At 66.7% G+C, this 26,564-nt stretch carries 25 protein-coding genes; 20 read left to right on the top strand and 5 right to left on the bottom strand.

Going from position 1 to position 26,564, the window contains the following annotated elements; all coding sequences use genetic code 11:
* Nucleotides 1-316 precede the first annotated feature (316 nt).
* From BDW41_RS21765 to BDW41_RS21745, 5 genes are all read right to left on the bottom strand, one after another.
* Nucleotides 317-1,573, bottom strand: a complete 1,257-nt coding sequence (locus tag BDW41_RS21765) for an HDOD domain-containing protein (RefSeq protein WP_074552232.1) — start codon at nucleotides 1,571-1,573, stop codon at nucleotides 317-319.
* Nucleotides 1,574-1,667: 94 nt separating this feature from the next.
* Nucleotides 1,668-2,114, bottom strand: coding sequence for a flagellar protein FlgN (locus BDW41_RS21760; protein WP_074552231.1), 447 nt, complete (start codon nucleotides 2,112-2,114; stop codon nucleotides 1,668-1,670).
* Nucleotides 2,111-2,434, bottom strand: coding sequence for a flagellar biosynthesis anti-sigma factor FlgM (gene flgM / locus BDW41_RS21755; RefSeq protein ID WP_074552230.1), 324 nt, complete (start codon nucleotides 2,432-2,434; stop codon nucleotides 2,111-2,113). Before flgM ends, BDW41_RS21760 begins: the two co-directional genes overlap by 4 nt.
* Before the next feature lie 85 nt (nucleotides 2,435-2,519).
* Nucleotides 2,520-3,212 carry a flagellar basal body P-ring formation chaperone FlgA gene (flgA, locus tag BDW41_RS21750; RefSeq protein WP_083337844.1) on the bottom strand — a complete coding sequence of 231 codons (693 nt, stop codon included), beginning with the start codon at nucleotides 3,210-3,212 and terminating at the stop codon, nucleotides 2,520-2,522.
* Nucleotides 3,209-4,516, bottom strand: coding sequence for a methyl-accepting chemotaxis protein (locus tag BDW41_RS21745; RefSeq protein ID WP_074552229.1), 1,308 nt, complete (start codon nucleotides 4,514-4,516; stop codon nucleotides 3,209-3,211). Before BDW41_RS21745 ends, flgA begins: the two co-directional genes overlap by 4 nt.
* A gap of 164 nt (nucleotides 4,517-4,680) precedes the next feature.
* Here BDW41_RS21745 and BDW41_RS21740 point away from each other — a divergent pair, with 164 nt between their 5' ends.
* The 20 genes from BDW41_RS21740 (at nucleotide 4,681) to fliF (ending at nucleotide 26,506) form a co-directional block, all read left to right on the top strand.
* Nucleotides 4,681-5,610 carry a chemotaxis protein gene (locus BDW41_RS21740; RefSeq protein ID WP_074552228.1) on the top strand — a complete coding sequence of 310 codons (930 nt, stop codon included), beginning with the start codon at nucleotides 4,681-4,683 and terminating at the stop codon, nucleotides 5,608-5,610.
* 1,524 nt (nucleotides 5,611-7,134) lie between these two features.
* A complete protein-coding gene (gene flgB, locus BDW41_RS21735; protein ID WP_074552253.1) occupies nucleotides 7,135-7,536 on the top strand; it encodes a flagellar basal body rod protein FlgB in 402 nt (133 codons plus the stop codon).
* Nucleotides 7,536-7,964, top strand: a complete 429-nt coding sequence (flgC, locus tag BDW41_RS21730; RefSeq protein ID WP_074552252.1) for a flagellar basal body rod protein FlgC — start codon at nucleotides 7,536-7,538, stop codon at nucleotides 7,962-7,964. The genes flgB and flgC overlap by 1 nt, the downstream gene beginning before the upstream one ends.
* A gap of 16 nt (nucleotides 7,965-7,980) precedes the next feature.
* Entirely contained in the window at nucleotides 7,981-8,658 is a 678-nt protein-coding gene (locus BDW41_RS21725) for a flagellar hook capping FlgD N-terminal domain-containing protein (RefSeq protein WP_074552251.1), read from the top strand.
* A gap of 34 nt (nucleotides 8,659-8,692) precedes the next feature.
* Nucleotides 8,693-9,910 carry a flagellar hook protein FlgE gene (flgE, locus tag BDW41_RS21720; RefSeq protein ID WP_074552250.1) on the top strand — a complete coding sequence of 406 codons (1,218 nt, stop codon included), beginning with the start codon at nucleotides 8,693-8,695 and terminating at the stop codon, nucleotides 9,908-9,910.
* Nucleotides 9,911-9,925: 15 nt separating this feature from the next.
* On the top strand, nucleotides 9,926-10,666 hold the full coding sequence (flgF, locus tag BDW41_RS21715) for a flagellar basal-body rod protein FlgF (protein WP_074552249.1): 741 nt from the start codon (nucleotides 9,926-9,928) through the stop codon (nucleotides 10,664-10,666).
* 29 nt (nucleotides 10,667-10,695) lie between these two features.
* The gene (flgG, locus tag BDW41_RS21710) at nucleotides 10,696-11,481 is read left to right on the top strand and encodes a flagellar basal-body rod protein FlgG (protein ID WP_074552248.1); all 786 of its coding nucleotides are present in this window, start codon (nucleotides 10,696-10,698) and stop codon (nucleotides 11,479-11,481) included.
* Nucleotides 11,482-11,489: 8 nt separating this feature from the next.
* A complete protein-coding gene (flgH, locus tag BDW41_RS21705; RefSeq protein WP_074552247.1) occupies nucleotides 11,490-12,173 on the top strand; it encodes a flagellar basal body L-ring protein FlgH in 684 nt (227 codons plus the stop codon).
* Entirely contained in the window at nucleotides 12,173-13,342 is a 1,170-nt protein-coding gene (locus tag BDW41_RS21700; protein WP_083337848.1) for a flagellar basal body P-ring protein FlgI, read from the top strand. Before flgH ends, BDW41_RS21700 begins: the two co-directional genes overlap by 1 nt.
* Before the next feature lie 154 nt (nucleotides 13,343-13,496).
* Nucleotides 13,497-14,465: a flagellar assembly peptidoglycan hydrolase FlgJ gene (flgJ, locus tag BDW41_RS21695; RefSeq protein ID WP_074552246.1), complete on the top strand. Its 969-nt coding sequence runs from the start codon at nucleotides 13,497-13,499 to the stop codon at nucleotides 14,463-14,465.
* 20 nt (nucleotides 14,466-14,485) lie between these two features.
* Nucleotides 14,486-16,363 (top strand): flagellar hook-associated protein FlgK, encoded by a 1,878-nt coding sequence (flgK, locus tag BDW41_RS21690; protein ID WP_074552245.1) that lies wholly within the window; start codon nucleotides 14,486-14,488, stop codon nucleotides 16,361-16,363.
* Nucleotides 16,364-16,374: 11 nt separating this feature from the next.
* Nucleotides 16,375-17,601 carry a flagellar hook-associated protein FlgL gene (gene flgL, locus BDW41_RS21685; protein ID WP_074552244.1) on the top strand — a complete coding sequence of 409 codons (1,227 nt, stop codon included), beginning with the start codon at nucleotides 16,375-16,377 and terminating at the stop codon, nucleotides 17,599-17,601.
* Between the two features lie 275 nt (nucleotides 17,602-17,876).
* Nucleotides 17,877-19,307 (top strand): flagellin, encoded by a 1,431-nt coding sequence (locus BDW41_RS23900; RefSeq protein WP_074552243.1) that lies wholly within the window; start codon nucleotides 17,877-17,879, stop codon nucleotides 19,305-19,307.
* A 195-nt stretch (nucleotides 19,308-19,502) separates the two neighbouring features.
* On the top strand, nucleotides 19,503-21,011 hold the full coding sequence (gene fliD / locus BDW41_RS21675; RefSeq protein WP_083337847.1) for a flagellar filament capping protein FliD: 1,509 nt from the start codon (nucleotides 19,503-19,505) through the stop codon (nucleotides 21,009-21,011).
* Nucleotides 21,012-21,027: 16 nt separating this feature from the next.
* Entirely contained in the window at nucleotides 21,028-21,459 is a 432-nt protein-coding gene (gene fliS / locus BDW41_RS21670) for a flagellar export chaperone FliS (RefSeq protein ID WP_074552242.1), read from the top strand.
* 14 nt (nucleotides 21,460-21,473) lie between these two features.
* Entirely contained in the window at nucleotides 21,474-21,755 is a 282-nt protein-coding gene (locus BDW41_RS21665) for a flagellar protein FliT (RefSeq protein ID WP_146217403.1), read from the top strand.
* A gap of 74 nt (nucleotides 21,756-21,829) precedes the next feature.
* A complete protein-coding gene (locus BDW41_RS21660) occupies nucleotides 21,830-22,387 on the top strand; it encodes a PilZ domain-containing protein (protein WP_083337846.1) in 558 nt (185 codons plus the stop codon).
* 360 nt (nucleotides 22,388-22,747) lie between these two features.
* Entirely contained in the window at nucleotides 22,748-24,169 is a 1,422-nt protein-coding gene (locus tag BDW41_RS21655) for a sigma-54 dependent transcriptional regulator (protein WP_074552240.1), read from the top strand.
* A 255-nt stretch (nucleotides 24,170-24,424) separates the two neighbouring features.
* Nucleotides 24,425-24,748 carry a flagellar hook-basal body complex protein FliE gene (fliE, locus tag BDW41_RS21650; protein WP_074552239.1) on the top strand — a complete coding sequence of 108 codons (324 nt, stop codon included), beginning with the start codon at nucleotides 24,425-24,427 and terminating at the stop codon, nucleotides 24,746-24,748.
* 48 nt (nucleotides 24,749-24,796) lie between these two features.
* Nucleotides 24,797-26,506 (top strand): flagellar basal-body MS-ring/collar protein FliF, encoded by a 1,710-nt coding sequence (fliF, locus tag BDW41_RS21645; RefSeq protein WP_074552238.1) that lies wholly within the window; start codon nucleotides 24,797-24,799, stop codon nucleotides 26,504-26,506.
* Nucleotides 26,507-26,564 lie beyond the last annotated feature (58 nt).

Raw genomic sequence — 26,564 nt, 5'->3', positions numbered from 1 at the left:
TCTTTGGGTTACTTTTCTTTTGGGCCAGCAAAAGAAAAGTGACTCGAGCGTCGGCAGACGATCGAAACGCCCGCCGCGTAGGCGGCCCGGTCGCGGGAACGCACGAAGGCGCCATCACCGCCACGCGACAGCTAAAAGCAAAGTCACTGGATTCCTGCCTTCGCAGGAATGACGGCTAAAGAATGCAGCGGCGAGTTCGCAGGCGGTTAAAGGATGAAACGCTGAGGCGAGCACCCGCCCCTCACCCCAGCCCTCTCCCCGGAGGGGAGAGGGAGCAAAAGCCGCAAGTCGGGACCGTTGCGTACCAGGCCAAGAATCAATTCGGCCGCTGATCCGCAAACGCATAAACGTGATCCGCCCACTGCGTCGCTTCCAGATAGATCGCCGCCATGCGGCGAATCACCTGCGGCTGTACTTCGCCGCCACGCAGGTTGCCCGCTTCCCATGCGCGGATCTGTTCCAGCAGCGGGGCGAACGGGCCCTTGTTTTCCAGCAGCGCGCTGCTGATCTCGCGGGCGAGCGGCAGGTGCCACAGCACGAAATCCATCGGGGCTTCCATCATCGCGTCGAGCAGCGAGAACAGGCCGGCGGTGAAGGCCATTTCGCGTTGTTCGCTGGGCATGCCCTGCGCGAGTTTTTCGGCCATGTGCGCGCGGATGAGCGCGGCGCGCAGCAGTTCCGGTGGGCGGTCGCCGGTGCCGCTCAGCGCCATGGTGTAGATCCAGTTGCGCAGGCGGGCGGCGCCGAAGAAGATGGCGGCCTGCTGCACCGACTTGAGCTGGCGCGGCAGGGCGAAGTACGCGGAGTTCACGCAGCCCAGCAGCTTGTAGCTGAGGATGGCGTCGTCGCGCACGATTTGGCCCAGTTCCACCGGGCCGGGATTGCCTTCCTGCAGGGCCTTCATCAGGCGCAGCAGGCTCAGGCGGCTGGCGGCGAGCACGGGCACGGCGACGGGTTCGGGCTTGAGCAGGAACTGGCCCTGGATGGCCTGCAGCGGCAGCGATTCGCAGCGGTGATAGGTGTCGTGGTCGTCCACGTGGCCGGCGACGACATGGGTGCCGCGCGCGTGCAGGTATTCGCTGCGCGAGCGCAGCGTGGCCGGGTCGAGCTTGCTGGCGTCCAGGCGCACGAACTGCACGATCTTCAGCAGCGGCTCCACGGCGGGGTTGAATTCCAGTGTGGTGTCGCCGGCATCGAGCATCAGCGGACAGCCGCGCTGCGCCATGCGCGAGAGGCGTTCCACCAGCGCCGGATCGGCCGCGGCCTCGGGGTTGAGCAGCACGCCGAACCGCGGCTGGTGCTGCAGTACGTCGGTGTCTTCCATCAGCAGCGCGTGGGTGAGCCGGAGGAAGGTGCGGTTGCCGCGCACGAGGCGGGCGAGGGCGCCGTCGGTGATGGTGGCGAGCGCGCGGCGCATCAGCGCGTCTTCGTTCTCGGCGTCGTCCTGGAACACGATCTCGTACGCGAACAGTTCGCGCCGGCTGTCCAGCATGGGCAGGCGGATCACCGGCAACGGCAGTTCGCTGGCGGTGGAAACGTCCTGGGCTGAGGGGATGGCCGCGGCTTCGCTCATGATCAATCGACGTGGTGACGATGGTTGAGTGGGACGGCAACGCCGCCGACAAACTGGCGCACGCATGGAACCGTGCGCGCGTGTTGCTGCATGCTCAGGCTTCGGCCAGCGGTTGCGAGCGCAGGCTCGTGCGCAGGTCTCCCGCGCGGCCGTACACGCTTGCTTCCGTTTCGTTGCCGGTCAGTACCGCCAGCGCCTTGCGCACCTGCTGCAGGCGGATGCCGACGAGGTAGCCGTTGCGCTGGTTCAGTTGCTGGCAGGCGCGCAGCGACTGCAATACTTCCTGCCATTTCGGCGCCAGCGTGCGGCTGGCCTCCGGTGCGCCCTGGCTCAGCTGCACGCGTTCGCTGTCGAGCTGTTCCAGCCGCAGCATGAGTTCGTGCTTGCTGGCGCCGGCCTGGTTGAGCGTGTCGACGTCGGCCGTTTCCAGGGCGGTGCGCTCGCTGGTGAGCGCGTCCATCAATTGATCCACTGCCAGCCGCATCTCCTCGACCGCGGCCGTCAGGGCATGGTCCAGTTCGGCTTGCAGGGATGCGTTCATGACTTGCCGTTGATCTGGTTTTCGAGCGACATCATGCGATCGGCGATGCGGCCGGCGTCGACCTTGTAGGTGCCGTTGGCCAGCGACTGGCGGATCTGCTCGACTTTCTTCGTGTCCATGGTGGCACCGCTGTTGGTGCGGGCTGCTTCCTGCAGTGCACGTGCCGAATCGGTCAGCTGCACGCGGTCGGTCGAGCCGGCGCCGCTGCTGGCGGCGTCGCTGGACGTCGTGCCGGAGGGGCCCTGCGTCGCGCTGTTGCCCTGGCCCGAGGGGGGCTGGGGAAGCTTCGGCAAGCCGTTGTTGGAAATCGTGGTGTTCATGGGTCCGTTTCTCTTGGATGACTGGCCCTGTTACTGACAGGATCGGCCGGCTGGCGGCAAACTTTAATGGTTTATGCGCGTCGGGTCAGGGCAGGGCGAGCACCTCGCCGGGCGCCATGACCATGGCGTCGATGACCTTGCCGGAACTGCCGTTGCGCACCTTCAGGCGCGAACCGCTGTCCCCGCTGCCCAGGGCGACGCCGCTGGCGCGCACCTCGATGCCGCTGAGCCGGGAGACCAGTTGCACCTGGTCACCTGCCTTCACCGCGCTGCGGCCGCCCAGGGCGGAAGGCGTGACGACGCTGCCGGCGCTCAGGGCGCGGGCCAGGGTGCGTCCTTGCAGGTCCGCCACGTCGCTGACGAAGCCATAGCCGAGCCGGGTGATGTCGCGCTCTTCCAGGCGCACGTCGTCCGGCCGCACGCCGTCGCCGCGCTGCAGGGGCCGCACCAGCACCACGACCTGGCGGAACACCTGCAACTGCACGGGCACGTGCAGGGTCCAGCCGTCCGCACCGGGACAGCGCACCAGCACCGTCATGCGCGGCATCAGCCGGGCGCCGGCCTGCAGGCTGGCGCCGAGCGCGGTGGGGCACGGTGCGAGCTGCAGCGTGCGCGTATCCAGTTCCGCGGCCTGGGCGACGACACGGCTGCCCGGTGTCTGGTACTGGCCACGCAACCATTGCTCCGCGGTCGCGCGCGCCGCCTGTGCCGGCTCCGCGGCATGGGCGGGCAGCACGAGGGCGCCAAGCAGCAGGGCGGCCAGCAGGCGCAGGTTCACAGGTCGGCCAGCAGCACGTTGAGCTGGGCGAGCAAGGTTTCGCGCTCGCTCTCCAATTGATGCATCAGCTGGCTGGCCTGGTCGAGCTGGCCGTCGCAGAGCAGGGTGGCGAACGTCTGGCCCTGTTCGCGCAGGCGCAGGCCGCTGGCGCTCAGCGCGCTGGCGGCGGCGTCGCCGCTGCGGCCGGCGGTGAGGCGATCGAGCGTGCGGGTGAGCGCCTGCGTGTCGAACCAGCGGCGATCGAGCGCGGCGGGTTCCTGCAGCGCCAGTTCCATCGCCTGGCGCAGGCCTTGCGCAGCTTCGCGCACGGTCAGGCTGAGGCTGGCCGGGTCCTGTCCGGTTTCGGTTTCCAGCCAGTCCAGCGCAAGGCGGTGGCCAAGCAGCGCGCCACGGTTGAGGGCTTCGGACTGGCGCATGGCCTCGGCGGAGCGGCGATGCCACACGCCCAGCGCCGCCTGTGCGGCGACGGCGCGCGCGTGCTGCGCATCCTGGTTCTTGTGCATGGTGGCGATGCGCTCGTCGATCTGGCGCAGCGCTTCGCTGCTATCGCGCAGCGAGGTTTCGGTCTGGGTGACGCCGCCCTGCGCGCGGTCGAGGCGCTGCAGGCCCTGCTGCACGTCGCCGTCGAGCTGCTGGGAGAACTCGCCGATGGAGCCGGTCACCGCTTCGATCTCGTCGGTGGCCTGGCTGGTCTTCTCGGCCAGCTGCTTGACCTCGTCGGCCACCACGGCGAAACCGCGGCCGGCCTCGCCCGCGCGGGCGGCTTCGATGGCGGCGTTGAGCGCCACCAGGTTGGTCTGGTGCGCGATCTCCTGCACCACACCGGTGAGCTTGCGGATCTGCGCGACCTGTTCGGCCAGCTTGCTCTGGTTGCGGTTCATCGCCGACAGCGCGGTGCGCAGCAGGCGCAACTGGCCATCCAGCTCGCTCACGCTGCGCTCGCTGCTTTCGCCAGTCTGACGCGCATAGCTCAGGCTGGTGGCGATCTGCTGCAGCGACGTCGAGATTCCGGCGCTGCCGTCCGTCAAACGGCCGACGTCGTCGCGGCTTTCCTGCGCCGACTGATGCATGGAGGCCTGCTCGCGAGACAACTGCTGCGCCGCGCCCAGCACCAGGCCCAGCTGTTCCATCGTCTGCATGGCGACGGCCGCCGGCGGCCGCGAGGTGGACACGGCCGCCAGCAACGGGGCCAGCGCCTGCGCTGCGCGCGGATGGCGGGCCGACAGCTGTGCGACCCGCGCCTGGTCTCCCGCCGCGGCGGCGCGGGCGAGGTCGGCGAGGTGCTGGCTCCAGATCAGACTCATGGGTGGATCGTTCCTTCCTATAAGGGTCGCCCCCGGCATCGGCGGCGAACGTCGGAACTTGAGAAGCAAGCGACGTGCCACGGCGGGCAGCGGCCCTCAAGCCGGCGCGTGCCCGGCCGATACGCGAACAGTTGAGGGCGGCTGGGCCGCCGCGAGGAAACCGCATGAGCGCGTGGATGGACAAGGTGGAACAGCAGACCCGGCTCGCGGGACACAACCGCGTGGCCATGCTGCTGTTCCGCATGGGCGACGAGCAGTTGTTCGGCATCAACGTCTTCAAGGTGCGCGAAGTCATGCGCCGCCCTCCGATGGAACGCATGCCCGACGCCCACGCGCTGATCGCCGGCAGCTGCGACTACCGCGGCACCACCATCCCGGTGATCGACCTGGCCGTGGCGCTGGGCTATCCGTCGTTGCGCGAGGCGGCGTCGGCGCACCTGATGGTCACCGAGTTCAGCCGCAGCGTGCAGGGCTTCCTCGTGGCCGAACCTCAGCGCCTGGTGCATTGCGACGGCGAATCCCTGGCCGTGCCACCGCCCGCGCTGGGCTTCGGCAGCCGCGTCAATGCGGTGACGCGCGTGGACGGCGCCCTGGTCGCGGTGGTCGACGTGGAACACGTGCTGGCCAGCCTCAACGCCACCAACACCGAACTCTCCGCGCCCATGCAACGCATCGCCCGCGTGCACGACCTGCAACCCCGCCGCGTGATGGTAGTGGACGACTCCCTCGTCGCCCGCAACCAGCTGGTGAACCTGTTCCGTCAGATGGACGTGGAGTGCGTGGTGGCGACGGATGGCCGCGAGGCGCTGGAAAAGCTGCAGGAGATCGCGGACACGCAAGGCGAAGAGCGCGTGACGCTGGTGGTGTCCGATATCGAGATGCCGCGCCTGGATGGCTACGCGTTGACGCGCGCGATCCGCGAGACGCCGGCGCTGCGCTCGCTGAAGGTGGTGCTGCACAGTTCGATCAGCGGCATCTTCAATGAGGCGATGGTGCGCGAGGTGAATGCGGATCGCTTTGTGGCGAAGTTTCAGCCGGATGTGTTGGCGCAGGTGGTGTTGGATTTGATGCCTGAGGGGATGGCGGAGTTCTGAGCGCTGCGCGCTTTTCTCCCTCTCCCCTTTGGGGAGAGGGTTGGGGTGAGGGGGCGCTCTTGCCTCACTACTTCAAAAGAACCGTCATCCCGGCGTAGGCCGGGATCCAGTTTCGGTCGTGGTCGGTTGTCGCGTGGAGGTTTGATCGGCTCTTTTTGGCGTTCCCGCGACCTAGCCGCCTACGCGGCGGGCGTTCCGACCTCCTGCCGGAGGCCGGGTTACTTTCTCTTGCTTGCCCAAGAGAAAGTAACCAAAGAGAAGGGCCCCCCGGAATCGGCGCCTATCGGGCTGAAGCCCGATAGGTACGCGGACGGGTTACGGGCTTTTCGACGGGGCTCCTGCCCCGACGAAAAGTGCCTGGCGTCCTGCCAGGCACCCCTGCGGGGCCTGATCTCCACCCGCCCGCCGCCTCATACGGGGCCCGGAAGATCAAGAGCCGCGAGCCGACGGCTCGTGCCGCTGCGCGGCACCTCGCGTCGTGGCAGGCGAGGAGCGCCTGCCTTGGAGGTTGTTCAAAATCTCCGGGATAACTCCGGTTCCCTCACCGTCATCCCCGCGAAAGCGGGGATCCAGCGACTTTATTCGCTGCGAGAAGGCTTAAAGACACTGGATGACCAGCCTTTGGCTGTTGATGAAGCACCTCCCGCTTTCGCGGGGATGACGGTGAGGCGAAATGTGCACACGCGCGAAATTTGAATCGGCTCCAAAAGCAGGAATGAGGTGCCGTGTTGGAATGTGGTGCTGTGGAAGTGGAGCATCGCGCTACGGAAATGGCTAGCCGAGAGCTGGCGAGTTCTCCTCGCGGGTCGGGAAGCGCAGCGTCCCCTTTACCTAGCCTCAGCAGTCGGGAAGCGTAGCGCAAGCTGCTTTAAGCCCTCTCCGCCAAGGCGCGTTGCGAAGCGCTCCGAATTACCCACTGTGTAGCGGCGAAGGTTGCCAAGCCACAACGCACCTCACCCGTTCGGGCTTATCCCTACGAAATGCTACGGGCGTTGGCTCTGAAGGCCATTTTCTTTGGGTTACTTTTCTTTTGGGCCAGCAAAAGAAAAGTGACTCGGCCTTCGGCAGAAGGTCGAAACGCCCGCCGCGTAGGCGGCCAAGTCGCGGGAACGCTCGAAGGTGCCAATCACCGCAACACGACATCCAAAAGCAAAGCCACTGGATGACCAGCCCTTCGGCTGTTGGAAGGCGCCTCCTGCCCTTGCCCCTTTTGTGTGGTTCGCAGGCGAGACGGCTAAGCATGAAGCGGTGCGGCGAGCACCCACCCCTCACCCCAGCCCTCTCCCCGGAGGGGAGAGGGAGCCGGCTCACGGCAATGTTGCGATGATCCTCAGCCCAAACAAGCCCCGTCAGGAAACCCGCCACACCCGGCGTCGACTTTCCGACATCACCGCCCGAAACCCCTTCGCGGCGTTTGCGTAAAACGCGACAAACCCAGTCGCAGCGCGGCTTCCCAGCCACCACCCAACCCATGGCACGCAACTTGCTCAAGCCCTTCCGCGGCCCCCGCCGCAGGAGTGAGCGATGAGTTCGATCAACGACAACCTGTTCGGTCTGCATACGCAAGCGCTGGATACGTGGCAGAAGCGCAGTGAGGTGCTGGCGAGCAATCTGGCCAATGCCGACACGCCGGGCTATCTCGCGCGCGATGTGGACTTCAAGAAGGCCATGGCCAATGCCAGCGGTACCAGTAGCACGCTGGCGATGACGATCACGCAGCCGGGGCAGATCGATCCGCAGGCGCAGGCGGCGCAGCAGCTGGCGTACCGCGTGCCCACGCAGCCGTCGATGGACGGCAATACGGTGGATACGCAGGTCGAGCAGGCCAACTTCGCCGCCAACGGCGTGCATTACCAGGCCAGTCTTTCCTTCATCACGGCGCAGATCCACATGCTGCGCACGGCCATCACCGGAGGCCAGGGCTGATGTCCATGTTCAAGATTTTCGATGTCGCGGGCTCGGGCATGGCGGCGCAGTCGCTGCGCCTGAACACCGTGGCCAGCAACCTCGCCAATGCCGACAGCGTGTCGAGCACGCCGGAAGGCGCGTACCGCGCGAAGGAACCGCTGTTCTCCGCCGTGCAGAAGGCGGTGGGCGGCGCGATGCATGCCGACAGCGACAGCGCGGTGGGCGTGCAGGTGCAGGGCGTGACGGAAAGCCAGGCCGACGTGCAGACGCGTTACGAGCCGGGCAACCCGATGGCCGACGCCAACGGCTACGTGTACGGCAGCAACGTCAATCCCATCGATGAGCTGGTGAACATGATCACCGCGTCGCGTTCGTACCAGAACAACGTCGAGGCGATGAATACCACCAAGCAGTTGATGCTCAAGACCCTCGACCTCGGCAAGTGAGCCGGGAGGAGCCCTCGTGTCCACGATTCCAAGCACCACGAATACCAGCAGCAGTTCGAGTTCGAGCAGCACCTCCAGCGTGAACTCGGCGCTGTCGAGCACGATGACGCAGGCGGATTTCCTCAAGCTGATGACCGCGCAGCTGCAGGCGCAGGATCCGACCAACCCGGTCGACAACTCGCAGTTCGTCTCGCAGATGGCGCAGTTCAGCCAGCTGTCGGCGACGCAGCAGCTGGATACCGACCTGCAGTCGCTCGCCACCAACGTCAACACGGCCATGCAGACCTCGCAGGTGCTCAGCTCCTCGAACCTGGTCAATCGCGAGGTGCTGGTGCCGGGCAGCTCGGCCACCTACGACGGCAGCGACGCGGTGAAGGGCGCGGTGAACGTGACCAGCGCCACCACCGTCAACGTGCAGATCCTGGACGGCAACGGCAACGTGGTGCGCAACCTTCCGCTGGGCGCGCAGAGCGCGGGCCTGGCGCAGTTCAGCTGGGACGGCAAGGACGACAACGGCAACGCGCTCGCGGCGGGCACGTACACCGTCAAGGCGGCCAGCGGCAGCACCTCGCTGGACACCTACGTCGCCGGCACGGTGACGGGCGTGGGCTACGGCGGCAGTTCGCTGGGCACGTACCTGCAGGTATCGGGCGTGGGCGGCGTGCCGCTCAGCCAGGTGGCACAGATTCTCTGACGCGCGACGCGTCCTCCTCACGAGGTAAACGAACATGGCACTCAATACGGCGCTCAGCGGCATCAACGCTGCCCAGTCCGATCTCAACGTCATCGCCAACAACATCGCCAACGCCAACACCACCGGCTTCAAGGGTTCGCGCGCGGAGTTCGCGGACATCTACGCGGTGACTGGCCTCAACCTCAATTCCACCGCGGTGGGCAGCGGCGTGCGCCTGCAGGACGTGGCCCAGCAGTTCAACCAGGGCGACATCCAGACCACCAGCAACAGCCTGGACCTGGCCATCAGCGGCAACGGCTTCTTCGTGGTGAACAACGGCAGCGGCGTGCAGTACACACGCGCCGGCGATTTCCAGAAGAACCCCAACGGCTACATCACTACGCCGGACGGCGCGCACCTGCAGATGTACAAGGCCAATGGCGCCGGCGGCTTCGACACCAGCACGCTCACCGACTTCAACTGGGTGACGGCGCAGAGCAACGCCACGGCCACCTCCACCATCACGCTGTCGTCGAACCTGCCGGCGAGCGCCACCGTGCCGACCAACGCCTTCAGTACCACCGACTCCACCAGCTACAACGCGGCCGCGCCGGTGACCGTGTACGACTCGCAGGGCGGTTCGCACCAGGCCACGGTCTACTACGTGAAGACCGGCACCAACACCTGGGATGCCAACCTGTACGTGGATGGCCAGAGCGCCGGCACGCAGCCGGTGACCTTCGACACCACCGGCAAGCTCGCCACGCCGACCAACGGCACGCTGGCGTTCAACACGGTGAACCTGGGCAATGGCTCCTCGCCGTTGACGCTGTCGCTCAACGTCACCAACACCACGCAGTACGGCACCGACTATTCGGCCGGCACCATCCAGCAGAACGGCTTCGAGGCGGGCACGCTGTCGAGCATCGACATCGACAGCAAGGGCGTGATCACCGCCTACTACTCGAACAACCAGAGCACGCAGATCGGCCAGGTGGCGATTGCCAACTTCGCCAACGTGCAGGGCCTGCGCCAGATGGGCAACACCACCTGGGCGGCCAGCACGGATTCCGGCCCGGCGGTGATGGGCACGGCGAGCGTGGGCCAGTTCGGCTCCATCCAGTCGGGTGCGCTGGAAAGCTCCAACACGGCCGATACCACGGCGCAGCTGGTGAACATGATCCAGGCGCAGCGCGACTACCAGGCCAATGCGCAGGTGCTGTCCACCGACAACACGCTGGCGTCGGCGCTGTTCAACGCCGTTTCGCGCTGATAGCGGCAGGCCGCCATGGACCGTTCCGTCTACGTAGCGATGACCGGGGCGACGCAGATCATGCGCGCCCAGGAAGCGGTGAGCCACAACCTGGCCAACGCCTCCACGGTGGGATTCAAGAGCCAGCTCTCCGCGTTCCAGAGCGTGCCGGTGCTGGGCGATGGCCAGCCGGCGCGCATCAACGCGGTGGCGCAGGGCATCGGGCAGAGCACCACGCAGGGCTCGCCGATCAACACCGGCCGCGCGTTGGATATCTCGGTGCGCGGCGACGGCTTCATCGCGGTGCAGGCGCCGGACGGTTCGGAAGCGTATACGCGCGCGGGTGACCTTCAGCTCACCGCCGACGGCGGGCTGACGGATTCGCGCGGCAATCCGGTGATGGGCGGTTCCGGGCCCATCACCATTCCGCCGGCCACGGACATCAGCATCGGCTCCGACGGCACCATCTCCACGGTGCCGCAGGGGCAGGGGCCCAACTCCGTGTCGCAGATCGACCGCATCAAGCTGGTCAACCCGGACGTGGCGCAGATGACGCAGGGTTCGGACGGCCTGATGCACATGAGCGACGGCAGCACGGCCGCCATCGACGACACCGTCACCATCAACGCCGGCGAACTCGAAGGCAGCAACGTCAACCCTTCGTCCGAGCTGGTGAAGATGATCGCGCTGTCGCGCCAGTACGACATGCAGGTGAAGTCCATCAAGACCTCCGAGGACAACGCCGATTCCAGCCTCAAGCTGCTGCAGGCGAACTAAAGCTGCCGCTCAATCGCAAGGACTGACCGATGTTTTCTTCCCTCTGGATCGCCAAGACCGGCCTCGATGCGCAGCAGACGCGCATGGACGTGATCTCCAACAACCTGGCCAACGCCAACACCACCGCGTTCAAGAGTTCGCGCGCGTCGTTCCAGGACCTGATGTACCAGAACAAGGGCCAGCCCGGCGGGCAGACCACGGAGCAGACCGTGTCGCCGTCCGGCCTCATGCTCGGCACCGGCGTCAAGGTGATCGCCAACGAAAAGCTGTTCACCGAGGGCAGCATCACGCAGACCGGCAACTCGCTGGACGTGGCCATCCAGGGCCGCGGCTTCCTGCAGGTGAGCATGCCCGACGGCACCGTGGCCTATACGCGCGACGGCTCGCTGCATACCGATCCCAACGGCCAGCTGGTCACGGCGGACGGCTATCCGCTGGAGCCGGCCATCACCGTGCCGGCCAACGTGCAGAGCCTCACCATCGGCACCGACGGCACCGTGTCGGCCACCACCAATGCGTCGGCCACGCCGCAGACGCTGGGCACGCTGCAGCTGGCTGATTTCATCAACCCCGCCGGCCTGCAGCCGATGGGCCAGAACCTGTACGTGGAAACCGTGTCCAGCGGCGCGCCGCAGACCGGACAGCCCGCGCTCAACGGCATGGGTTCGCTGGCGCAGGGTTCGCTCGAATCCTCCAACGTCAACGTGGTGGCCGAGATGGTCAACATGATCGAGACGCAGCGCACCTACGAAATGAATTCCAAGGCCATCAGCAGCACCGACCAGATGCTGCAAGACCTGACCGACAAGATGTGAGAACCGCCATGGCGTCCTTCCATTCCCTTCCTCGCATCGGCCTTGCGCTGGCCCTGGCCGCGCTGGCGGGCTGCGGCATGCAGCCGGCGCGCGACGATCACCAGTGGGCGGCCACCATGCCGGCGGAGCAGACGGCGCCGCCGCCGACCGACGGTTCGATCTATCACGCCGACCAGGGCATGGAACTGTTTAACGATGCGCGCGCGCACCGCGTGGGCGACATCCTCACCATCACACTGGTGGAAAGCACGCAGGCCTCGAAAAAGGCCACCACCAACACCAGCAAGAAGGACACCAGCACCATCTCCGCGCCGAGCATCCTGGGCCATACGCTCAAGGTCGCCGGGCAGACGGCGGACACCAGCCTCAACGGCAACCGCGCCTTCGACGGCAGCGGCGACAGCAGCCAGAGCAACCAGCTCACCGGCTCGATCACGGTGACCGTGGCGCAGCGCCTCTCCAACGGCAACCTGCTGGTGCGCGGCGAGAAGATGGTCACCATCAACCAGGGCCAGGAACAGATCCGCATCGCCGGTATCGTGCGCCCGCAGGACATCCTGCAGGACAACAGCGTGCCGTCCACGCGCGTGGCCGATGCGCAGATCGGCTACACCGGCAAGGGCGCGCTGGCCGATGCGAACACGCAGGGCTGGCTGTCGCGCTTCTTCAGCTCGAAGTGGATGCCGTACTGATGAACATCCGCCGCCTCTTCACGCACGCCACGCTCCTTCGCGCCCGCGAGCGCGCGGCAACAGCGCTGCGCACCGCGGCCATCGTGCTGTGCGCCTGCCTTTCGGTGAACCAGCCCGCGCACGCGGACAAGATCCGCGACCTGGTGCAGGTGGCGGGCGTGCGCAGCAACCAGCTGATCGGCTACGGCCTGGTGGTGGGCCTGGACGGCAGCGGCGACCAGACCACGCAGGCGCCATTCACCACGCAAAGTCTGGAAAACATGCTGGTGCAGTTCGGCATCACCGTGCCGGCCAACGTGCGTCCGCAGCTGAAGAACGCGGCGGCCGTGACGGTTACCGCGCAGCTGCCGCCGTTCGCCAAGCCGGGCCAGGTCATCGACGTCACCGTGGCCTCCATCGGCAACGCCAAGAGCATCCGCGGCGGCGAACTGCTGATGACGCCACTGCGCGGTGCGGACGGCAACGTCTATGCGATGGCGCAGGGCAGCGTGGTGGTGGGCGGCATCACCGCGTCGGGCAAGAGCGGTTCCAGCGTGCAGGTGAACATTTCCGCGAGCGGCCGCATTCCCAACGGCGCGTCGGTGGAGCGTGCGGTGGCTTCCTCGTTCTCCAGCGGCGGCGACCTTGTGCTCAACCTCAACACGGCCGACTTCACCACGGCCACGCGCATCGCCGAAGCGGTGAACCGCACCTACGGCGCCGGCACCGCCAGCGCGATGGACGGCGGCTCGGTGAGCGTGCGCGGTCCGCAGGATCCCAGCCAGCGCGTGGCGTGGCTGGGCGCGATCCAGGCCATCGAGGTCACGCCGGGCGATGCGCCTGCGCGCGTGGTGGTCAATTCGCGCACCGGCACGGTGGTGATCGGCGCCGACGTGCGCGTAACGCCGGCGGCGGTGGCGCATGGCTCCATCCAGGTGACCATCTCCGAGAATCCGCAGGTATCGCAGCCCGCGCCCTTCAGCCGCGGCGGCCAGACCGTGGTGGTGCCGCAGAGCGACGTGCAGGTCAGCGAGGACGGCGGCCACATGTTCAAGTTCGGCCCGGGCACCAACCTCGACACCATTGTGCGCGCGGTGAACCAGGTGGGCGCCTCGCCGACCGATCTCATCTCCATCCTGCAGGCGCTGAAGCAGGCCGGCGCGCTCCATGCGGAGCTGGTGGTGATCTGATGGCGCCAGAGTCTGTTCACGGCCCCTCCATGCCCTCCGCCGGGTCTGTTTGCGTGCAGTCCCGCGTCATCGCTCGGTTGTGTATTGACATACACGCCCTCGCTCTTCCTTGGCCTGCATGCAAACAGCTCCCGGCGGCGAGCACGGAGGGACCATGAACAGCCTCACAGGGGATGCCGCCAACAGCCTCAACACCTGGACCGATCTGTCCGGCTTCGCGGCGCTGCGCCAGACCGCGCAGAGCGACGCCAAGGCCGCGTTGCCGGCGGTGGCCAAGCAATTCGAGTCGATCTTCACGCAGATGATGCTGAAGTCGATGCGCGACGCCAGCAGCGGCGATGGCCTCCTCGACAGCGAGGCCGGCAACCAGTGGCGCGACATGTTCGACCAGCAGCTCTCGGTGCAGCTGTCGCAGGGCGGCAACGGCATCGGCATCGCGCAGATGCTGATGAAGCAGCTGGGCGGCGCGCTGGGTGGTTCGTCCGATGGCGCGACCAGCGCTACGTCCGGCGCGTCCGGTGACAGCTGGCAGCAGCGTCTGAACTCGGTGGCCAGCGCGGCGCGCAACACCGGCGAGAAGGTGCTCAAGCTGCTGCCCAAGGACGCCACGGATTTCGTCAAGCAACTGGCGCCATATGCGCAGCAGGCGGCGGACAAGCTCGGCGTGTCGGTGCGCGCCATCCTGGCGCAGGCCGCGCTGGAAACGCAGTGGGGCAAGCACTTGCCCACGCATTCCAACGGCGACACCAGCAACAACCTGTTCGGCATGAAGGCCGGCAGCAGCTGGGACGGCGACAAGGTGAGCGTCAAGACGCTGGAATTCGAAGGCGGCGTGCCGGTGCAGAAGCGCGCGCAATTCCGCTCCTACGACAACCCCGGCCAGTCGTTCGACGACTACGCCCAGCTGCTCGCCAACAACCCGCGCTACGCCAAGGCGCTCAACCACGGCGAAGACGTCGTGGGTTTCGCCAAGGGCCTGGTCAATGGCGGTTACGCCACCGACCCGTCCTACGCGCAAAAGATCATTGCGATCGCCAACAGCCCGCAGATGAAGCAAGCCCTGGCCGCCATCGAGCAGGCCGGCCTCAAGAACGCCGGCGCCGCGCCGATCTCATCCGAGTAACCCTGTCCCTGGAATGACGCATGTCTAACCTTCTCAGCATCGGCGCCTCAGGGCTCAATGCCGCTCAAGTGGCGCTGACCACCGTCGGCAACAACATCTCCAACGTCAACACGACGGGCTATAGCCGCCAGACCGTGCTGCAGACCGAGGCCATCACCACGGGCAGCGGCAACTACACACTGGGCAGCGGCGTGAACGTGCAGGCCGTGCAGCGCGCCTACAGCGATTTCCTGACCTCCGCGCTGTGGACCGCCAACTCCGGCATGCAGGGCGCGACCACCACCAACAACCTGGCGACGACGCTCAACAGCGCGCTCAGCGCCAGCGGCAACCTGCAGAGTGCGCTGGACAGTTTCTACGGCGCGTTCAGCACGGTGGCGAACACGCCCGGCGTGGCGTCGAGCCGCCAGTCGCTGCTGGGCAGCGCCAGCCAGATGGTCGCCGTGTTCAACACCCTGGGCCAGCAGCTCACCGCGCAGCAGAGCCAGGTGAATGCGCAGATCAAGACCACGATCGACAGCATCAACAACGTCGCCAGCAACCTGGCGGACATCAACGCCAAGATCCACGCGGCGGGCAACAACGTGCCCAACGACCTGCTCGACCAGCGCGACAACCTCGTGCAGACCATGTCGGGCTACCTGGGTGTTTCCGCCTACGTGCAGAGCGACAACACCATCAGCGTGTACTCCTCCAGCGGGCAGGCGCTGGTAAGCGGCGACAAGTCGTTCGCGCTGCAGACCGGCAACAACCAGTACGACGCCTCGCGCACCGAAGTGCTCGACAGCACCGGCACGGTGATCAGCAGCCAGCTGAGCGGCGGCATGCTCGGTTCGTTGCTGAGCTATCGCAGCAACGTGCTGGACAGCGTGCAGAACCAGCTGGGCCAGGCCGCCGTGGGGCTGGCCACCAGCGTCAACGCGCAGCAATCCAAGGGCCTGGACCTCAACGGCAAGCAGGGCGGGGCGATGTTCAGCGTGCCGTCGCCGGCCGTGCTGCCCAGCAACCTCAACAAGGGCACGGCCAGCGTGTCGGCCAGCATCAGCGATGCCTCGCAGCTCACCGGTTCGGACTACGTGCTGAGCTACGACGGCAGCAACTGGAACCTGGCGACCACGGCGGGCCAGAGCGTGGCGATGACGGCGAACCCGGACGGCACGTATTCGGCCGGCGGCATGACCTTCTCGCTGTCGGGCGCCGCGCAGGCCGGCGACACCTTCCAGATCCAGCCCACGCGGCAGGCTGCCACCGGCCTGGCGCTGACTATGACCGACCCCAACGGCATCGCCGCCGCCGCTGCGTTGAACGCCACGGCGGCGAGCAGCAATACCGGCACCGGCGCCATCGGTGCGGTCACGGTGACCGATCCCACTAATGCCGCGCTGCTCAGCGGCGCCACCGTCAGTTTTCCGTCGGCCGGCAGCTATCAGGTCACCGACAGCGCGGGCAACGTGCTTGCCAGCGGCAGCTATGCGCCGGGGCAGACCATCAGCGCGAACGGCTGGAGCGTGACGCCGTCCGGCACGCCGGCGGCGAACGACAAGTTCAGCATCGGCGTGAACAGCAACGGCCTCAACGACACCAGCAACGCGCTCGCGCTGGCGGGGCTGGCCAATGCCAAGGTGTTGAACGGCGGCACGCAGTCCATCATCGATGCCTACGGCACGCTCACCACCAGCATCGGCACGGTGGGCAGCCAGGCCGCGACCAACCTCACCACGCAGACCAGCCTGTACAACCAGGCCATGTCCGCACAGCAGAGCGTGTCCGGCGTGAACCTCGACGAGGAGGCCGCCAACATGGTCCGGTACCAGCAGGCCTACCAGGCGTCCGCGCAGGTGATCTCCACCGCGCAGACCATCTTCAGCAGCCTGATCTCCGCCATCCAGACCGCGTAAGGAAACCCACCATGCGCCTTTCCACGAGCTGGATGTACCAGCAATCGCTCAACAGCATGATCAGCCAGCAGAGCGCGCTGGCGGCGACGCAGAACCAGGTGTCCACCGGCAACCGCATCAACGTGGCCTCGGACGACCCGGCGGGCGCGGGGCAGGTGGTGAGCCTCAACCACGTCATCTCCACCAACGCGCAGTATTCGAGCACCATCGACTCGGCCACCACGCGGCTCAATACCGAAGCGAGCACGCTCAGCTCGATCAACAGCGTGCTCGACACCGCGCGCACGCTGGCCTTGCAGGCCGTCAACGGCACCCTTTCCGACAGCGACCGCAAGAGCATCGCCAGCCAGCTCAGCCAGATCCACGACCAGCTCGTGCAGCTGGCCAACACCACCGACAGCAACGGCAATGCGCTGTTCGCCGGCACCAGCACCACCAAGACGCCGTTCCAGGTGGATGCCAACGGCACAGTGAGCTACGGCGGCAACGACAGCCAGCAGCGTTCGGCGGTGGGTTCGGGCATGCAGGTGGCGACCAGCGATCCGGGCTCGGGCCTGTTCATGAACATCCCCAACGGCAACGGCTCGTTCCAGGCCAGCGCGGGCAGCGCGAACACCGGCACGCTGGTGGTCGGCAGCAACAGCGTCACCGACCTGTCGGCGTGGAACAGCACCAAGGCGGCCAGCGGCGGCGGCTACACCATCACCTTCGCCGCGGGCGGCGCCTGGACGGCCACCGACGCGAACGGCAACGCCGTGCTCGACAGCAGCGGCAACCCGGTGGGCGGCACCTACACCGACGGTGGCTCGATCAGCTTCAACGGCATGAACATCGCCATGAGCGGTACGCCCGCGGCGGGCGACACGGTGTCGGTGAGCACGGGCGGGCAGCAGGACATCTTCAGCACCTTGAACACCATGATCAGCGCGCTGCAAAGCGGCGCCAGCGACACGCAGCTCACCAACGTGATGAGCCGCCAGATCGAATCCATCGACCAGACGCAGTCGGCGATCAGCTCGGTGCAGGTGTCCATCGGCGGCCGCCTGGACACGCTGCAACAGCAGCAGGGTGCGTACCAGGATCTCAACGTGACGTACCAGTCCGCGCTGTCGGATGTGCAGGGCGCCGACGCCTATACGGCGATCAGCAACCTGTCGCTGCAGCAGACGGCCCTGCAGGCATCGCAGCAGATGTTTGCGCAGATGAAGTCGATGAGCCTGTTCAATTACCTGAAGTAAGCGCAGGTCATCGCGCGAAACATGGCAACGGCGGCGCGCCGTCGCCACAACGAGAGGAGGCTCCACGCAAGGTTGACGGTAGTGATCGGGTGGCGGAACGGGTGGCGAACCCTTGTCCAGTGCGCTCCATCACGGATTGGCGGCAAAAGTGGCTCAAGTAATCCCGGGCAGGGTCGAAAAAGTCACTGAGGCGGATGGCATCCCACGAACGGAGCCTGGTCGCCGGCACGAACAACGCCCATTCAACCGGTCACCGGTTACGCAGGAGAAATTCCATGTCTCTCGTTATCAACACCAACATCTCGTCGCTGAACGCGCAGAACAACCTGACCAAGTCGCAGAGCGCGCTGTCGCAGGCCACGCAGCGTCTGTCCTCGGGTATGAAGATCAACAGCGCCGCCGATAACGCCGCCGGCTTCGCGATCTCGCAGCGCTACACCACGCAGATCGGCGGCCTGAGCCAGGCCAGCTCCAACGCCTCGGACGCGATCAACCTGGCGCAGACCGCCGGTTCCGCGCTGGACCAGGTCACCGCCAACCTGCAGGCCATCCGTGACCTCGCGGTGCAGTCGGCCAACGGCACCTACACCGACGCCGACCGTTCCTCGATCGACCAGGAAGTGCAGCAGCGCCTGGCGGAAATCACCCGCATCGCCAACCAGACCACGTTCAACGGCTCGAACGTGCTGGACGGCTCCATGCAGACCAAGAGCTTCCAGATCGGCGCCAACGTCGGCCAGACCATCTCGGTCAGCCTGGGCACCAGCGTCAAGGCGAGCGCCATGGGCAAGGTGTCGGAAGTGTCCTCGGGCGACATCAGCAACGCGTTCAAGGGCATCACCATCGCCGCGGGCGGCCTGACCGTCTCCACCGACGGCGGCACCACCACCACCAACGTCGCCGCGGGCACGTACCACACGGTGAGCGACCTGGCCAACGCCATCAACACGGCGGCCGGCAGCTCCATCGCCACGGTGGACAGCACCACGGGCGAGCTGAAGATCACCAACGGTTCGGCCACCAACGCCATCGACTTCGGCGGCGCCGCGGCCACCACGCTCGGCCTGCCGGCCACGGTGGCGGCCAGCGGCAACGGCGCCTCGACCGCGGCGGTGTCCTCCACCGGCGACCTGTCGAAGGAAGGCCTGACCATCAATGGCACGGCCATCGACCTGAGCAGCGCCAAGAGCCTGCAGGACGTGTCCGACGCCATCAACGCCGCCGGCATCACGGGCGTGAGCGCCGCGGTGAACGGTGCGGGCAACGGCATCAACTTCTACTCCGCCGGCGCGCTGAACGTGGGCGACGCCAAGGGCCAGGTGATCGGCGCCGCGGCGAAGGACGTCAATGCCGGCACGGCCTACACCCAGGGCACGGCGGCCACGTCGGGCGGTTCGCTGGCGAACGGCAGCGTGTCGACGGTGGATTCGGCCAACGACCTGATCTCCCGCGTGGACGTGGCGCTGAAGACGGTCAGCGACTTCGCTGCCCAGCTGGGTGCGGTGCAGAACCGCTTCCAGTCGACGATCTCCACGGTGGCCGCGCAGACCACCAACCTGCAGGCCTCGCAGTCGACCATCCGCGACGCGGACTTCGCGGCCGAGACGGCCAACCTCAGCAAGGCGCAGGTGCTCCAGCAGGCGGGTATCTCGGTGCTGGCCCAGGCCAACTCCAACCCGCAGCAGGTGCTCAAGCTGTTGCAGTAACGGACTCGAGGCCAGGACGCGGCTCTCCCGGGCCGCGTCCACCTCGGCCGGATGTACCGCCGGGTGGGTTGCTTCGCGCAGCCCGCCCGGTGTTTCGGGAGCTTCCGGCAAAGCCCTCATGCGTGAGGTCTTTGCCGGGGGCTCGAAACCTCCCGCCTCGGCGGGATCACTTCGGGAAATGGACAAGGCCTCGCGATGACGACCACCAGCAGCACCAGCGGCAGCAGCCTCAGCAGCTTGCTCAACCAGCTCACGGCGAGCTCCACCGGTTCGAGCAGCTCGACCTCCGGCACGTCGTCCAGCAGTTCCAGCAGCTCCTCCACGAGCAGTTCGGCCAGCGGCAGCATCAGCGCCGCGGGCATCGGTTCGGGCCTGGACGTGAACTCCATCGTCACCGCGCTGGTGAACGCGCGCAAGGCGGCCTCGCAGCAGCAGATCACCACGCGCACCACGCAGACCAACAACCTGCTGACCGGGCTGTCGTCGCTGAACTCCGCGCTGGGCGGCATCCAGACCGCGCTGGCCACGCTGACCTCGGTCAACACCTTCAGCAGCTACACCGCCAGCCTGACGCCGCAGGGTTCCAGCAGCAGCATCGGCACGGCCACCACCATGTCGAGCGCGCAGCCGGGCTCGTACACCATTGCGGTGAGCCAGCTGGCCACGGCGCAGAAGCGCGCCAGCAGCGCGGTGGCCTCCGGCACGGCGGTGGGGCCGGGCACGCTGAATATCACGGTGGGTTCCAACACGATGAACGTGGCGGTGTCCGCCACGGACACGCTGGCGAACATCGCCACGGCGATCAACAGCTCCAGCTCCAACCCGGGCGTGACCGCCACCATCGTCAACGGCGTGAACGGCCAGCAGCTGATGCTGAGCTCCAGCAAGACCGGCGTGGCCAACGCCTTCACCATTTCGGCCGACGCCACCAGCAGCAGCGGCCTGACTGACCTCGCCAACACGCTGAACACCGCGGGCAGCAACGAGGCGCAGGACGCCAAGCTCACCGTGGACGGCATTGCCGTCACCAGCGCGACGAACACCGTCACCGGCATGATGGACGGCGTCACGCTCAACCTCACCGGCACGGGCACCAACACCTTGACGGTGGCGCAGGACAACACCGCCGCCACCAATGCCATCCAGGGCCTGGTCGACGCCTACAACAGCTACGCCACCACGGTGTCGTCGCTGTCCAGCTACGACACCAGCACCGGCGCGGCCGGCGTGCTGCTGGGCGACACCACGCTCACTTCGGTGCAGCGCTCCATCGCCAACGTGCTGAGCGGTTCGGTGAAGGGCAACAGCATCGGCACGCTCGCCAACCTGGGCATCACGCGCAACGCGGACGGCACGCTGGCGCTGGACACGCAGAAGCTGGCCAGCGCCTTCCAGAGCAACCCGTCGGCGGTGAAGAATCTCTTGGTCGGCAGCAACGGCTACGCCACCAACCTCAACACCGCGATCAGCGCGTACACGGTCTCGGGCGGCATCATCGGCTCGCGCATGGACAGCCTCAACAACACGTTGACGCAGCTGAGCCAGCAGCAGACCGCGCTGAACAACCGCATGGCGACCTACCAGACCCAGTTGCAGCAGCAGTACACGGCGCTGGATACGCTGATGTCCTCGCTCAACAACACCAGCTCCTACCTCACCACGGCGCTGGCGCAGCTCAACAACTCCAACAGCTCGAAGAACTGAACGCGGGGAAGCGATCATGACTTACGGCTATATGCGCAACGCCAGCGCGCTCTATCAGGAAACCAGCGCACGCGGCAGCGTGGAAGGCGCCGACCGTCACCAGCTGACCGGCATGCTGTTCGACGGCGTGATCGAGCGCATCAACCAGGCGCGCGGCGCGATCCGTCGCGGCGACGTGCCGGCCAAGGGCACGCATTTCAGCCGCGCGCACGCCATCATCGGCGAACTGCGCGGCAGCCTGGACCACGCGCAGGGCGGTCAGCTCGCGGGCCGGCTCGATGCGCTGTACGACTACGCCAGCCGCCGCCTGCTGCACGCTCAGCTCAACAACGACGAGCGCGCCATCGACGAAGTGGTGGACCTGCTCACGCCGGTGCGCGATGCCTGGCGCCAGATCCGTGACGAATTCCTGGCGTCGCAGCCGCGCACGCCCAGCGCGGCGGCCTGAGCGTGGAGCACGCCGTGCATGCCGCCCTGCTGGACATGAGCGAACGCATGGTCGCCGCCGCCCGCGCGGGCGACTGGGACGCCGTGGCCGCGCTGGAAGCCGAGCGCAGCCGCCAGCTCGCCGCGCTTTCCATCACGGAACCGGGCGCGCTGCCGCTGTTCAAGCAACTGCTGGCGCTCACCGAACAGGTGCGCGAACTGGCCCGCCGCCAGCGCGATCGCCTGGGTGCGGACATGGAAGACCACCAGCACCGCCATCGCGCGCTCAGCGCCTATCTCCACGCTGGCGCCGAATAAAACGGCGCCGGGTAAGGCACGCGCGCGCATAATCCCGTGCGGCCGCCATCGGGGCGGCCAGTGACGAGGACATCATGCAAGACGCTTCCTGGCAGGCATTCTCCGAACGGGTCACCTACGACGACGGCCTTCACGTCAGCTGCGCCGCGTTGACCGAACCCCTGGGCGACCTGCAGCGCGCCGCCATGCGCGACCGCAATCTCAGCGTGCTGGGGACGCTGGCCGTGTTCAGCGAACGCCGCGGCGAACCGGCCGACGAGGAGAACCCCGTCGCGCAGGACATGCAGCGCCTCGACAGCAAGCTCAACGTGCTCATGGCCATGCTGGACCAGCTGCTGCAGCGCGGGGCCGACCTGCCCGCGCGTTTCCCTGTCAGCTTCAACGCGGTTGGCGCGTTGTTGCCTTCGTCGGTCTGGCCGGCCGGGCAGGCGCAGGCGCTGGTGCGGTTGCACTTCGACGGATGCTTGGCCCTGCCGCTGGAACTGGTGGCCCGGCGCGTGCAAGAGCGTGATGCGGATCACGTTTTTGTATCGTTCGAAACCATGGACGAGGCCACATGTGACGCGATTGAGCGGCTCGTGTTCCGTCACCACCGACGTAAAGTGGCAGAGCGCCGATCGGCGGCCTCCTAGACGCCCGATGCGGTTCACAGACCAAATGTGATCGCTATCACGATACGGAAACCCGACGCGAACGTTCTTTGACGTACATCTCGTATGGGTGTCGCACAGGGTCACCTTCCCGGGCATTGCCCGGCGGCATTTTTCCCTTGTGGATTCAGTCATCTGTGGCCCATCGCTGAGAAGCGTGCCGGCACTGTTCAGCCAAGGTGACGCTCACCGGCAGGTATGTCCGACAAATAGCCGTCGGAAAAACGTGCAGGCTGGCCTTCTTTTTGCTCCTTCCTCCCCGCGGACGGCGACGGATTGTCGTCACGCAAGCAGGTGCAATCCAGGGGGTCACCAATGAAGCACAACGCACGAGAGCAACACATGGGCAAGTTCGACGTACTGGTGATCGAATCCGATCACCGCAGGGCGGAGTCGGTCGTTTCGGCGTTGGAATTTCTCGGATACAGGCCGCAGCGCGGTGAAGATTGCGAGACAGTCGACGCAGCGACGCACGCATGGCGTGCCGTGTATGTGGGCAATGTGCGGGATGAGATCGAAGCGGAACGCCAGTTCGCGCAACTGGGCGAAGCCGCCAATCACGCGATGGTATTGATGGCCGCCGATTCGGCGTGGCTGCCGCGCCTTGGCGCGGACAAGCAGGCCGAGACGAGCCGCATCGGCATCATCGAATTTCCGCTGCGCTACGAACAGCTCGCCGAAGCCCTGCGCGCGCCGCAGGGGCCGTCGCCGCGCCGCCCGGAACTGCGCCTGGTGGGCAGCTCCGGCCCGATGGCGCGCGTCAACGCGCTGGTGCGCCAGGTGGCGCCGTTCGATTCCAGCGTGCTGGTGCTGGGCGAATCGGGCACCGGCAAGGAAATGGTCGCGCGCAGCATCCATGAATGCTCCTCGCGTCGCGACAAGCCGTTCGTGGCCATCAACTGTGGCGCGATTCCGGCCGAGCTGCTGGAAAGCGAACTGTTCGGCCACGAGAAGGGCGCCTTCACCGGCGCCATCAGCACCCGCAAGGGCCGCTTCGAGCTGGCCGAGGGCGGCACGCTGTTCCTCGACGAAATCGGCGACATGAGCCTGCCGATGCAGGTGAAGCTGCTGCGCGTGCTGCAGGAGCGCGTGTTCGAGCGCGTGGGCAGCAACCGCACGCAGCGCTGCGATGTGCGCATCATCGCGGCGACGCATCGCAACCTCGAAGCAGCGATCGCCAACGGCCAGTTCCGTGAAGATCTTTACTATCGCCTGAGCGTGTTCCCGCTGGAAATGCCCGCGCTGCGCGATCACCTGGACGACCTGCCGGAGCTGGTCGCCGAATTCAACCAGCGCCTGTCGCGTCGCGGCCTGGCCAGCGTGCGCTTCAGCGCCGGCGCGATGAATGCGCTGCACAGCTATGCGTGGCCGGGCAATGTGCGTGAGCTGTACAACCTGGTGGAACGCCTTTCCATTCTCTATCCGCACAGCGAAGTGCGCGTGAGCGACCTGCCGGAAAAATACCGCGGCCAGCAGATCGTAGAGGAGGTGCGTGGCGCGGCCCTGCTGTCGCTGATGACGGGCCACTCCACCATGCTGCCCGAGCCCATGGCGGTGGTGTCCAGCGAATCGCTGGCGTTGCTGCCCGAGGGCGGCCTGGACCTTAAGGATCACCTGGCCGACATCGAGGTGGGGCTGATCCGTCAAGCGCTTGACGTTACCGGCGGCGTGGTCGCCCACGCGGCGAAACTGCTGCGCATGCAACGCACGACGCTGGTGGAAAAACTGCGCAAGTACGGCCTGCAGCCCAGTCTTCAGGCGTAAGAGCAGGAGTGAGAAATTAGAAGTGAGAAGTGAGAGATAGAGCGGCACGCCTTCTCTCACTTCTCACTCCTCTTCACTCGTTTCTCCCGCTGCCCAGCCTTCAGGCTTGAGGGCAGAAGTGGGGAGGGAATGAGAAGTGAGTGACAAAGCAGGCCGCTCTCTCTCGTTTCTCACTCCTCTTCACTCGTTCCTCGCCCTATGGCACGCCTTGTGCAGTGACACCTCCAGGCACTCTTTACGCGTTGGAATTCCGTCATGAGTCAGATCGACGTCAACAACCTGCTGTCGCAGATGCGCCAGCTCTCCTTGCAGGCCAGGCCGACCGAGCAGGCGTTTACCGCCGCGGCGCCGGGGCAGACGGATTTCGCCAGCCTGCTGAAGAAGTCGATCTCGTCGGTGGCCGATGCGCAGGTCGATGCGGGCAATCAGGCGGCGAGTTTCGAGCGTGGCGACGAGGGCGCCGATCTCGCCAAGACCATGGTGGCCATCAACAAGGCCGATCTGTCGTTGAACACGTTGACCCAGGTGAGGAACAAGCTGGTCGACGCGTACAACAACATCATGAACATGCCGGTCTGACCGGTTCGACGATGACGCCCCTGCGTCCCCAGAGCAAGAGCAGTCTTCATGGCCGATAACGCCCTCGCGACCACCGACGAATCGCCCGGTTCTCGCCTGGATCTCAAACAGCTTGCGCGCGCGCCGGCATCGCGGCAATTGCTGCTGCTGGTGGGCGTGGCCGCGGCGGTGGCGCTGGGCGTCGCCGTGGTGCTATGGTCGCGCGGCCCGAGCTACGGCCTGCTGTATGCGGGTCTTGAACAGAAGGACGCCGCCGCCGTCACGCAGGCGCTGCAGGCGGCCAATACGCCGTACACGCTGGGCGCGGATGGCACCTCCATCATGGTGCCCGCGTCGGACCTTGCGGCGATCCGCCTCAAGCTCGCCGCGCAAGGCCTGCCGCAGGGCAGCGCATCGTCCACCGCGGTGCCGGGCACCGATTCGCCGTTCGGCATGAGCGATCTGGCCGAACGCACGCGTTACCAGCAGATGCTGGAAACGGATCTGGGCAACACCATCGCGGGCCTGCAATCCGTGCGCGCCGCGCGCGTGCATCTGGCGCTGCCCAAGCCATCGGCATTCATCCGCGACAACAAGGAAGCGAGCGCATCGGTGCTGGTGACGTTGTATCCCGGCCGCCAGCTCGACCAGAGCCAGGTGGCGGCGATCGTGCATCTCGTCGCTTCCAGCGTGGCCAACCTCGATCCCAAGCAGGTTTCGGTGGTGGATCAGCAGGGCCAGTTGCTCACCACCACCGATCCGGCCGGCGCCAGCGCCGTGGGCGACACGCGCCTGCGCCTGGCCACGCGCATCGAAAACACCTATGCGCAGCGCATCGAAGAATTGCTCACGCCACTGGTTGGCCCCGGCAAGGTGCGCGCGCAGGTGTATGCGGATCTGGATTTCAGCCAGACCGAGAAGGCCACGGAAACCTTCGACCACGAACACCCCGCGCTGCGCAGCGAACAGACCAACAGCCAGCAGCATGTGGGCGAGGCAAACGATGGCGCCATTCCCGGCGCGCTGAGCAACCAGCCGCCGAACACCGTGGCCCAGCCCACCGCGGCCAAGCCGGCCGCGGGCAAGGGCGCGAACGGCAAGACCGCTGCAAGCACCGCGCAGGCCACCGGCCCCAGCGACACCAGCAGCAGCGCCACGCGCAACTACGAACTCGATCGCACCATCAGCCACGTCAGTGATCCGGCGGGCCGGCTCGCGCGCCTCACCGTGGCCGTGGTGGTGGACAACAAGACCGCGGCGGGCGACAAGGGCGCGCCCAAGAGCGTGCCGTTCACGCCGCAGGAACTGGAACACCTCACCACGCTCACGCGCAACGCCGTGGGCTACAGCGAGGCACGCGGCGACAGCGTCAGCGTGATCAACCAGCCGTTCCACCAGGATCCCGGCGCCGACGTCGCCACGCCCTCGCCGGCGTTCTGGGAACGCCCCGGCATGCTCGACCTGATCAAGCAGGCGGCCGGCATCCTGGTCGCGCTGCTGGTGGCCTTCGGCCTGTTGCGCCCGCTGCTGCGCGGACTGTCGCGCAGCCCGGCGCCCGGCCAGGAGCTGGCGCTGGCAGGCGCGGGCGGCCCCGGCACGCCCACCATTTCGGTGCGCGTGGACGACAAGGACGAAGGCGACGATCTCATCAAGCTCGGTGGCGTGCCGCCGCAGCTGGCTTACGAGCAACGCATCGGTCTGGCGCGCCGCATGGTGAGCGAGAACCCCAAGCAGGTGGCGCAGGTGGTCAAGAGCTGGGTGGGCGAGGATGGCGGCTGATCGCGCACTCGCGGCACATCGCCGCCAACGGTTTCACGCGCACGGCGCACATCTTCGG

The organism is Dyella sp. AtDHG13 (assembly GCF_003201105.1).
Taxonomy (GTDB): Bacteria; Pseudomonadota; Gammaproteobacteria; order Xanthomonadales; family Rhodanobacteraceae; genus Dyella; species Dyella jiangningensis_B.
This window is presented reverse-complemented; position numbering and strand designations above follow the sequence as displayed.

What these genes read in the sequence shown, in the direction of transcription:
- BDW41_RS21655 (WP_074552240.1), top strand. Translation starts at nt 22,748, where the DNA reads ATGGGCAAGTTCGACGTACTGGTGATCGAATCCGATCACCGCAGGGCG.
- fliF (WP_074552238.1), top strand. Translation starts at nt 24,797, where the DNA reads ATGGCCGATAACGCCCTCGCGACCACCGACGAATCGCCCGGTTCTCGC.
- fliS (WP_074552242.1), top strand. Translation starts at nt 21,028, where the DNA reads ATGACTTACGGCTATATGCGCAACGCCAGCGCGCTCTATCAGGAAACC.
- flgC (WP_074552252.1), top strand. Translation starts at nt 7,536, where the DNA reads ATGTCCATGTTCAAGATTTTCGATGTCGCGGGCTCGGGCATGGCGGCG.
- BDW41_RS23900 (WP_074552243.1), top strand. Translation starts at nt 17,877, where the DNA reads ATGTCTCTCGTTATCAACACCAACATCTCGTCGCTGAACGCGCAGAAC.
- flgK (WP_074552245.1), top strand. Translation starts at nt 14,486, where the DNA reads ATGTCTAACCTTCTCAGCATCGGCGCCTCAGGGCTCAATGCCGCTCAA.
- flgM (WP_074552230.1), bottom strand. Translation starts at nt 2,434, where the DNA reads ATGAACACCACGATTTCCAACAACGGCTTGCCGAAGCTTCCCCAGCCC.
- BDW41_RS21765 (WP_074552232.1), bottom strand. Translation starts at nt 1,573, where the DNA reads ATGAGCGAAGCCGCGGCCATCCCCTCAGCCCAGGACGTTTCCACCGCC.
- flgF (WP_074552249.1), top strand. Translation starts at nt 9,926, where the DNA reads ATGGACCGTTCCGTCTACGTAGCGATGACCGGGGCGACGCAGATCATG.
- flgL (WP_074552244.1), top strand. Translation starts at nt 16,375, where the DNA reads ATGCGCCTTTCCACGAGCTGGATGTACCAGCAATCGCTCAACAGCATG.
- BDW41_RS21745 (WP_074552229.1), bottom strand. Translation starts at nt 4,516, where the DNA reads ATGAGTCTGATCTGGAGCCAGCACCTCGCCGACCTCGCCCGCGCCGCC.
- BDW41_RS21740 (WP_074552228.1), top strand. Translation starts at nt 4,681, where the DNA reads ATGAGCGCGTGGATGGACAAGGTGGAACAGCAGACCCGGCTCGCGGGA.
- flgB (WP_074552253.1), top strand. Translation starts at nt 7,135, where the DNA reads ATGAGTTCGATCAACGACAACCTGTTCGGTCTGCATACGCAAGCGCTG.
- fliD (WP_083337847.1), top strand. Translation starts at nt 19,503, where the DNA reads ATGACGACCACCAGCAGCACCAGCGGCAGCAGCCTCAGCAGCTTGCTC.
- BDW41_RS21760 (WP_074552231.1), bottom strand. Translation starts at nt 2,114, where the DNA reads ATGAACGCATCCCTGCAAGCCGAACTGGACCATGCCCTGACGGCCGCG.
- flgG (WP_074552248.1), top strand. Translation starts at nt 10,696, where the DNA reads ATGTTTTCTTCCCTCTGGATCGCCAAGACCGGCCTCGATGCGCAGCAG.
- flgH (WP_074552247.1), top strand. Translation starts at nt 11,490, where the DNA reads ATGGCGTCCTTCCATTCCCTTCCTCGCATCGGCCTTGCGCTGGCCCTG.
- BDW41_RS21660 (WP_083337846.1), top strand. Translation starts at nt 21,830, where the DNA reads ATGCAAGACGCTTCCTGGCAGGCATTCTCCGAACGGGTCACCTACGAC.
- flgE (WP_074552250.1), top strand. Translation starts at nt 8,693, where the DNA reads ATGGCACTCAATACGGCGCTCAGCGGCATCAACGCTGCCCAGTCCGAT.
- BDW41_RS21700 (WP_083337848.1), top strand. Translation starts at nt 12,173, where the DNA reads ATGAACATCCGCCGCCTCTTCACGCACGCCACGCTCCTTCGCGCCCGC.
- flgJ (WP_074552246.1), top strand. Translation starts at nt 13,497, where the DNA reads ATGAACAGCCTCACAGGGGATGCCGCCAACAGCCTCAACACCTGGACC.
- fliE (WP_074552239.1), top strand. Translation starts at nt 24,425, where the DNA reads ATGAGTCAGATCGACGTCAACAACCTGCTGTCGCAGATGCGCCAGCTC.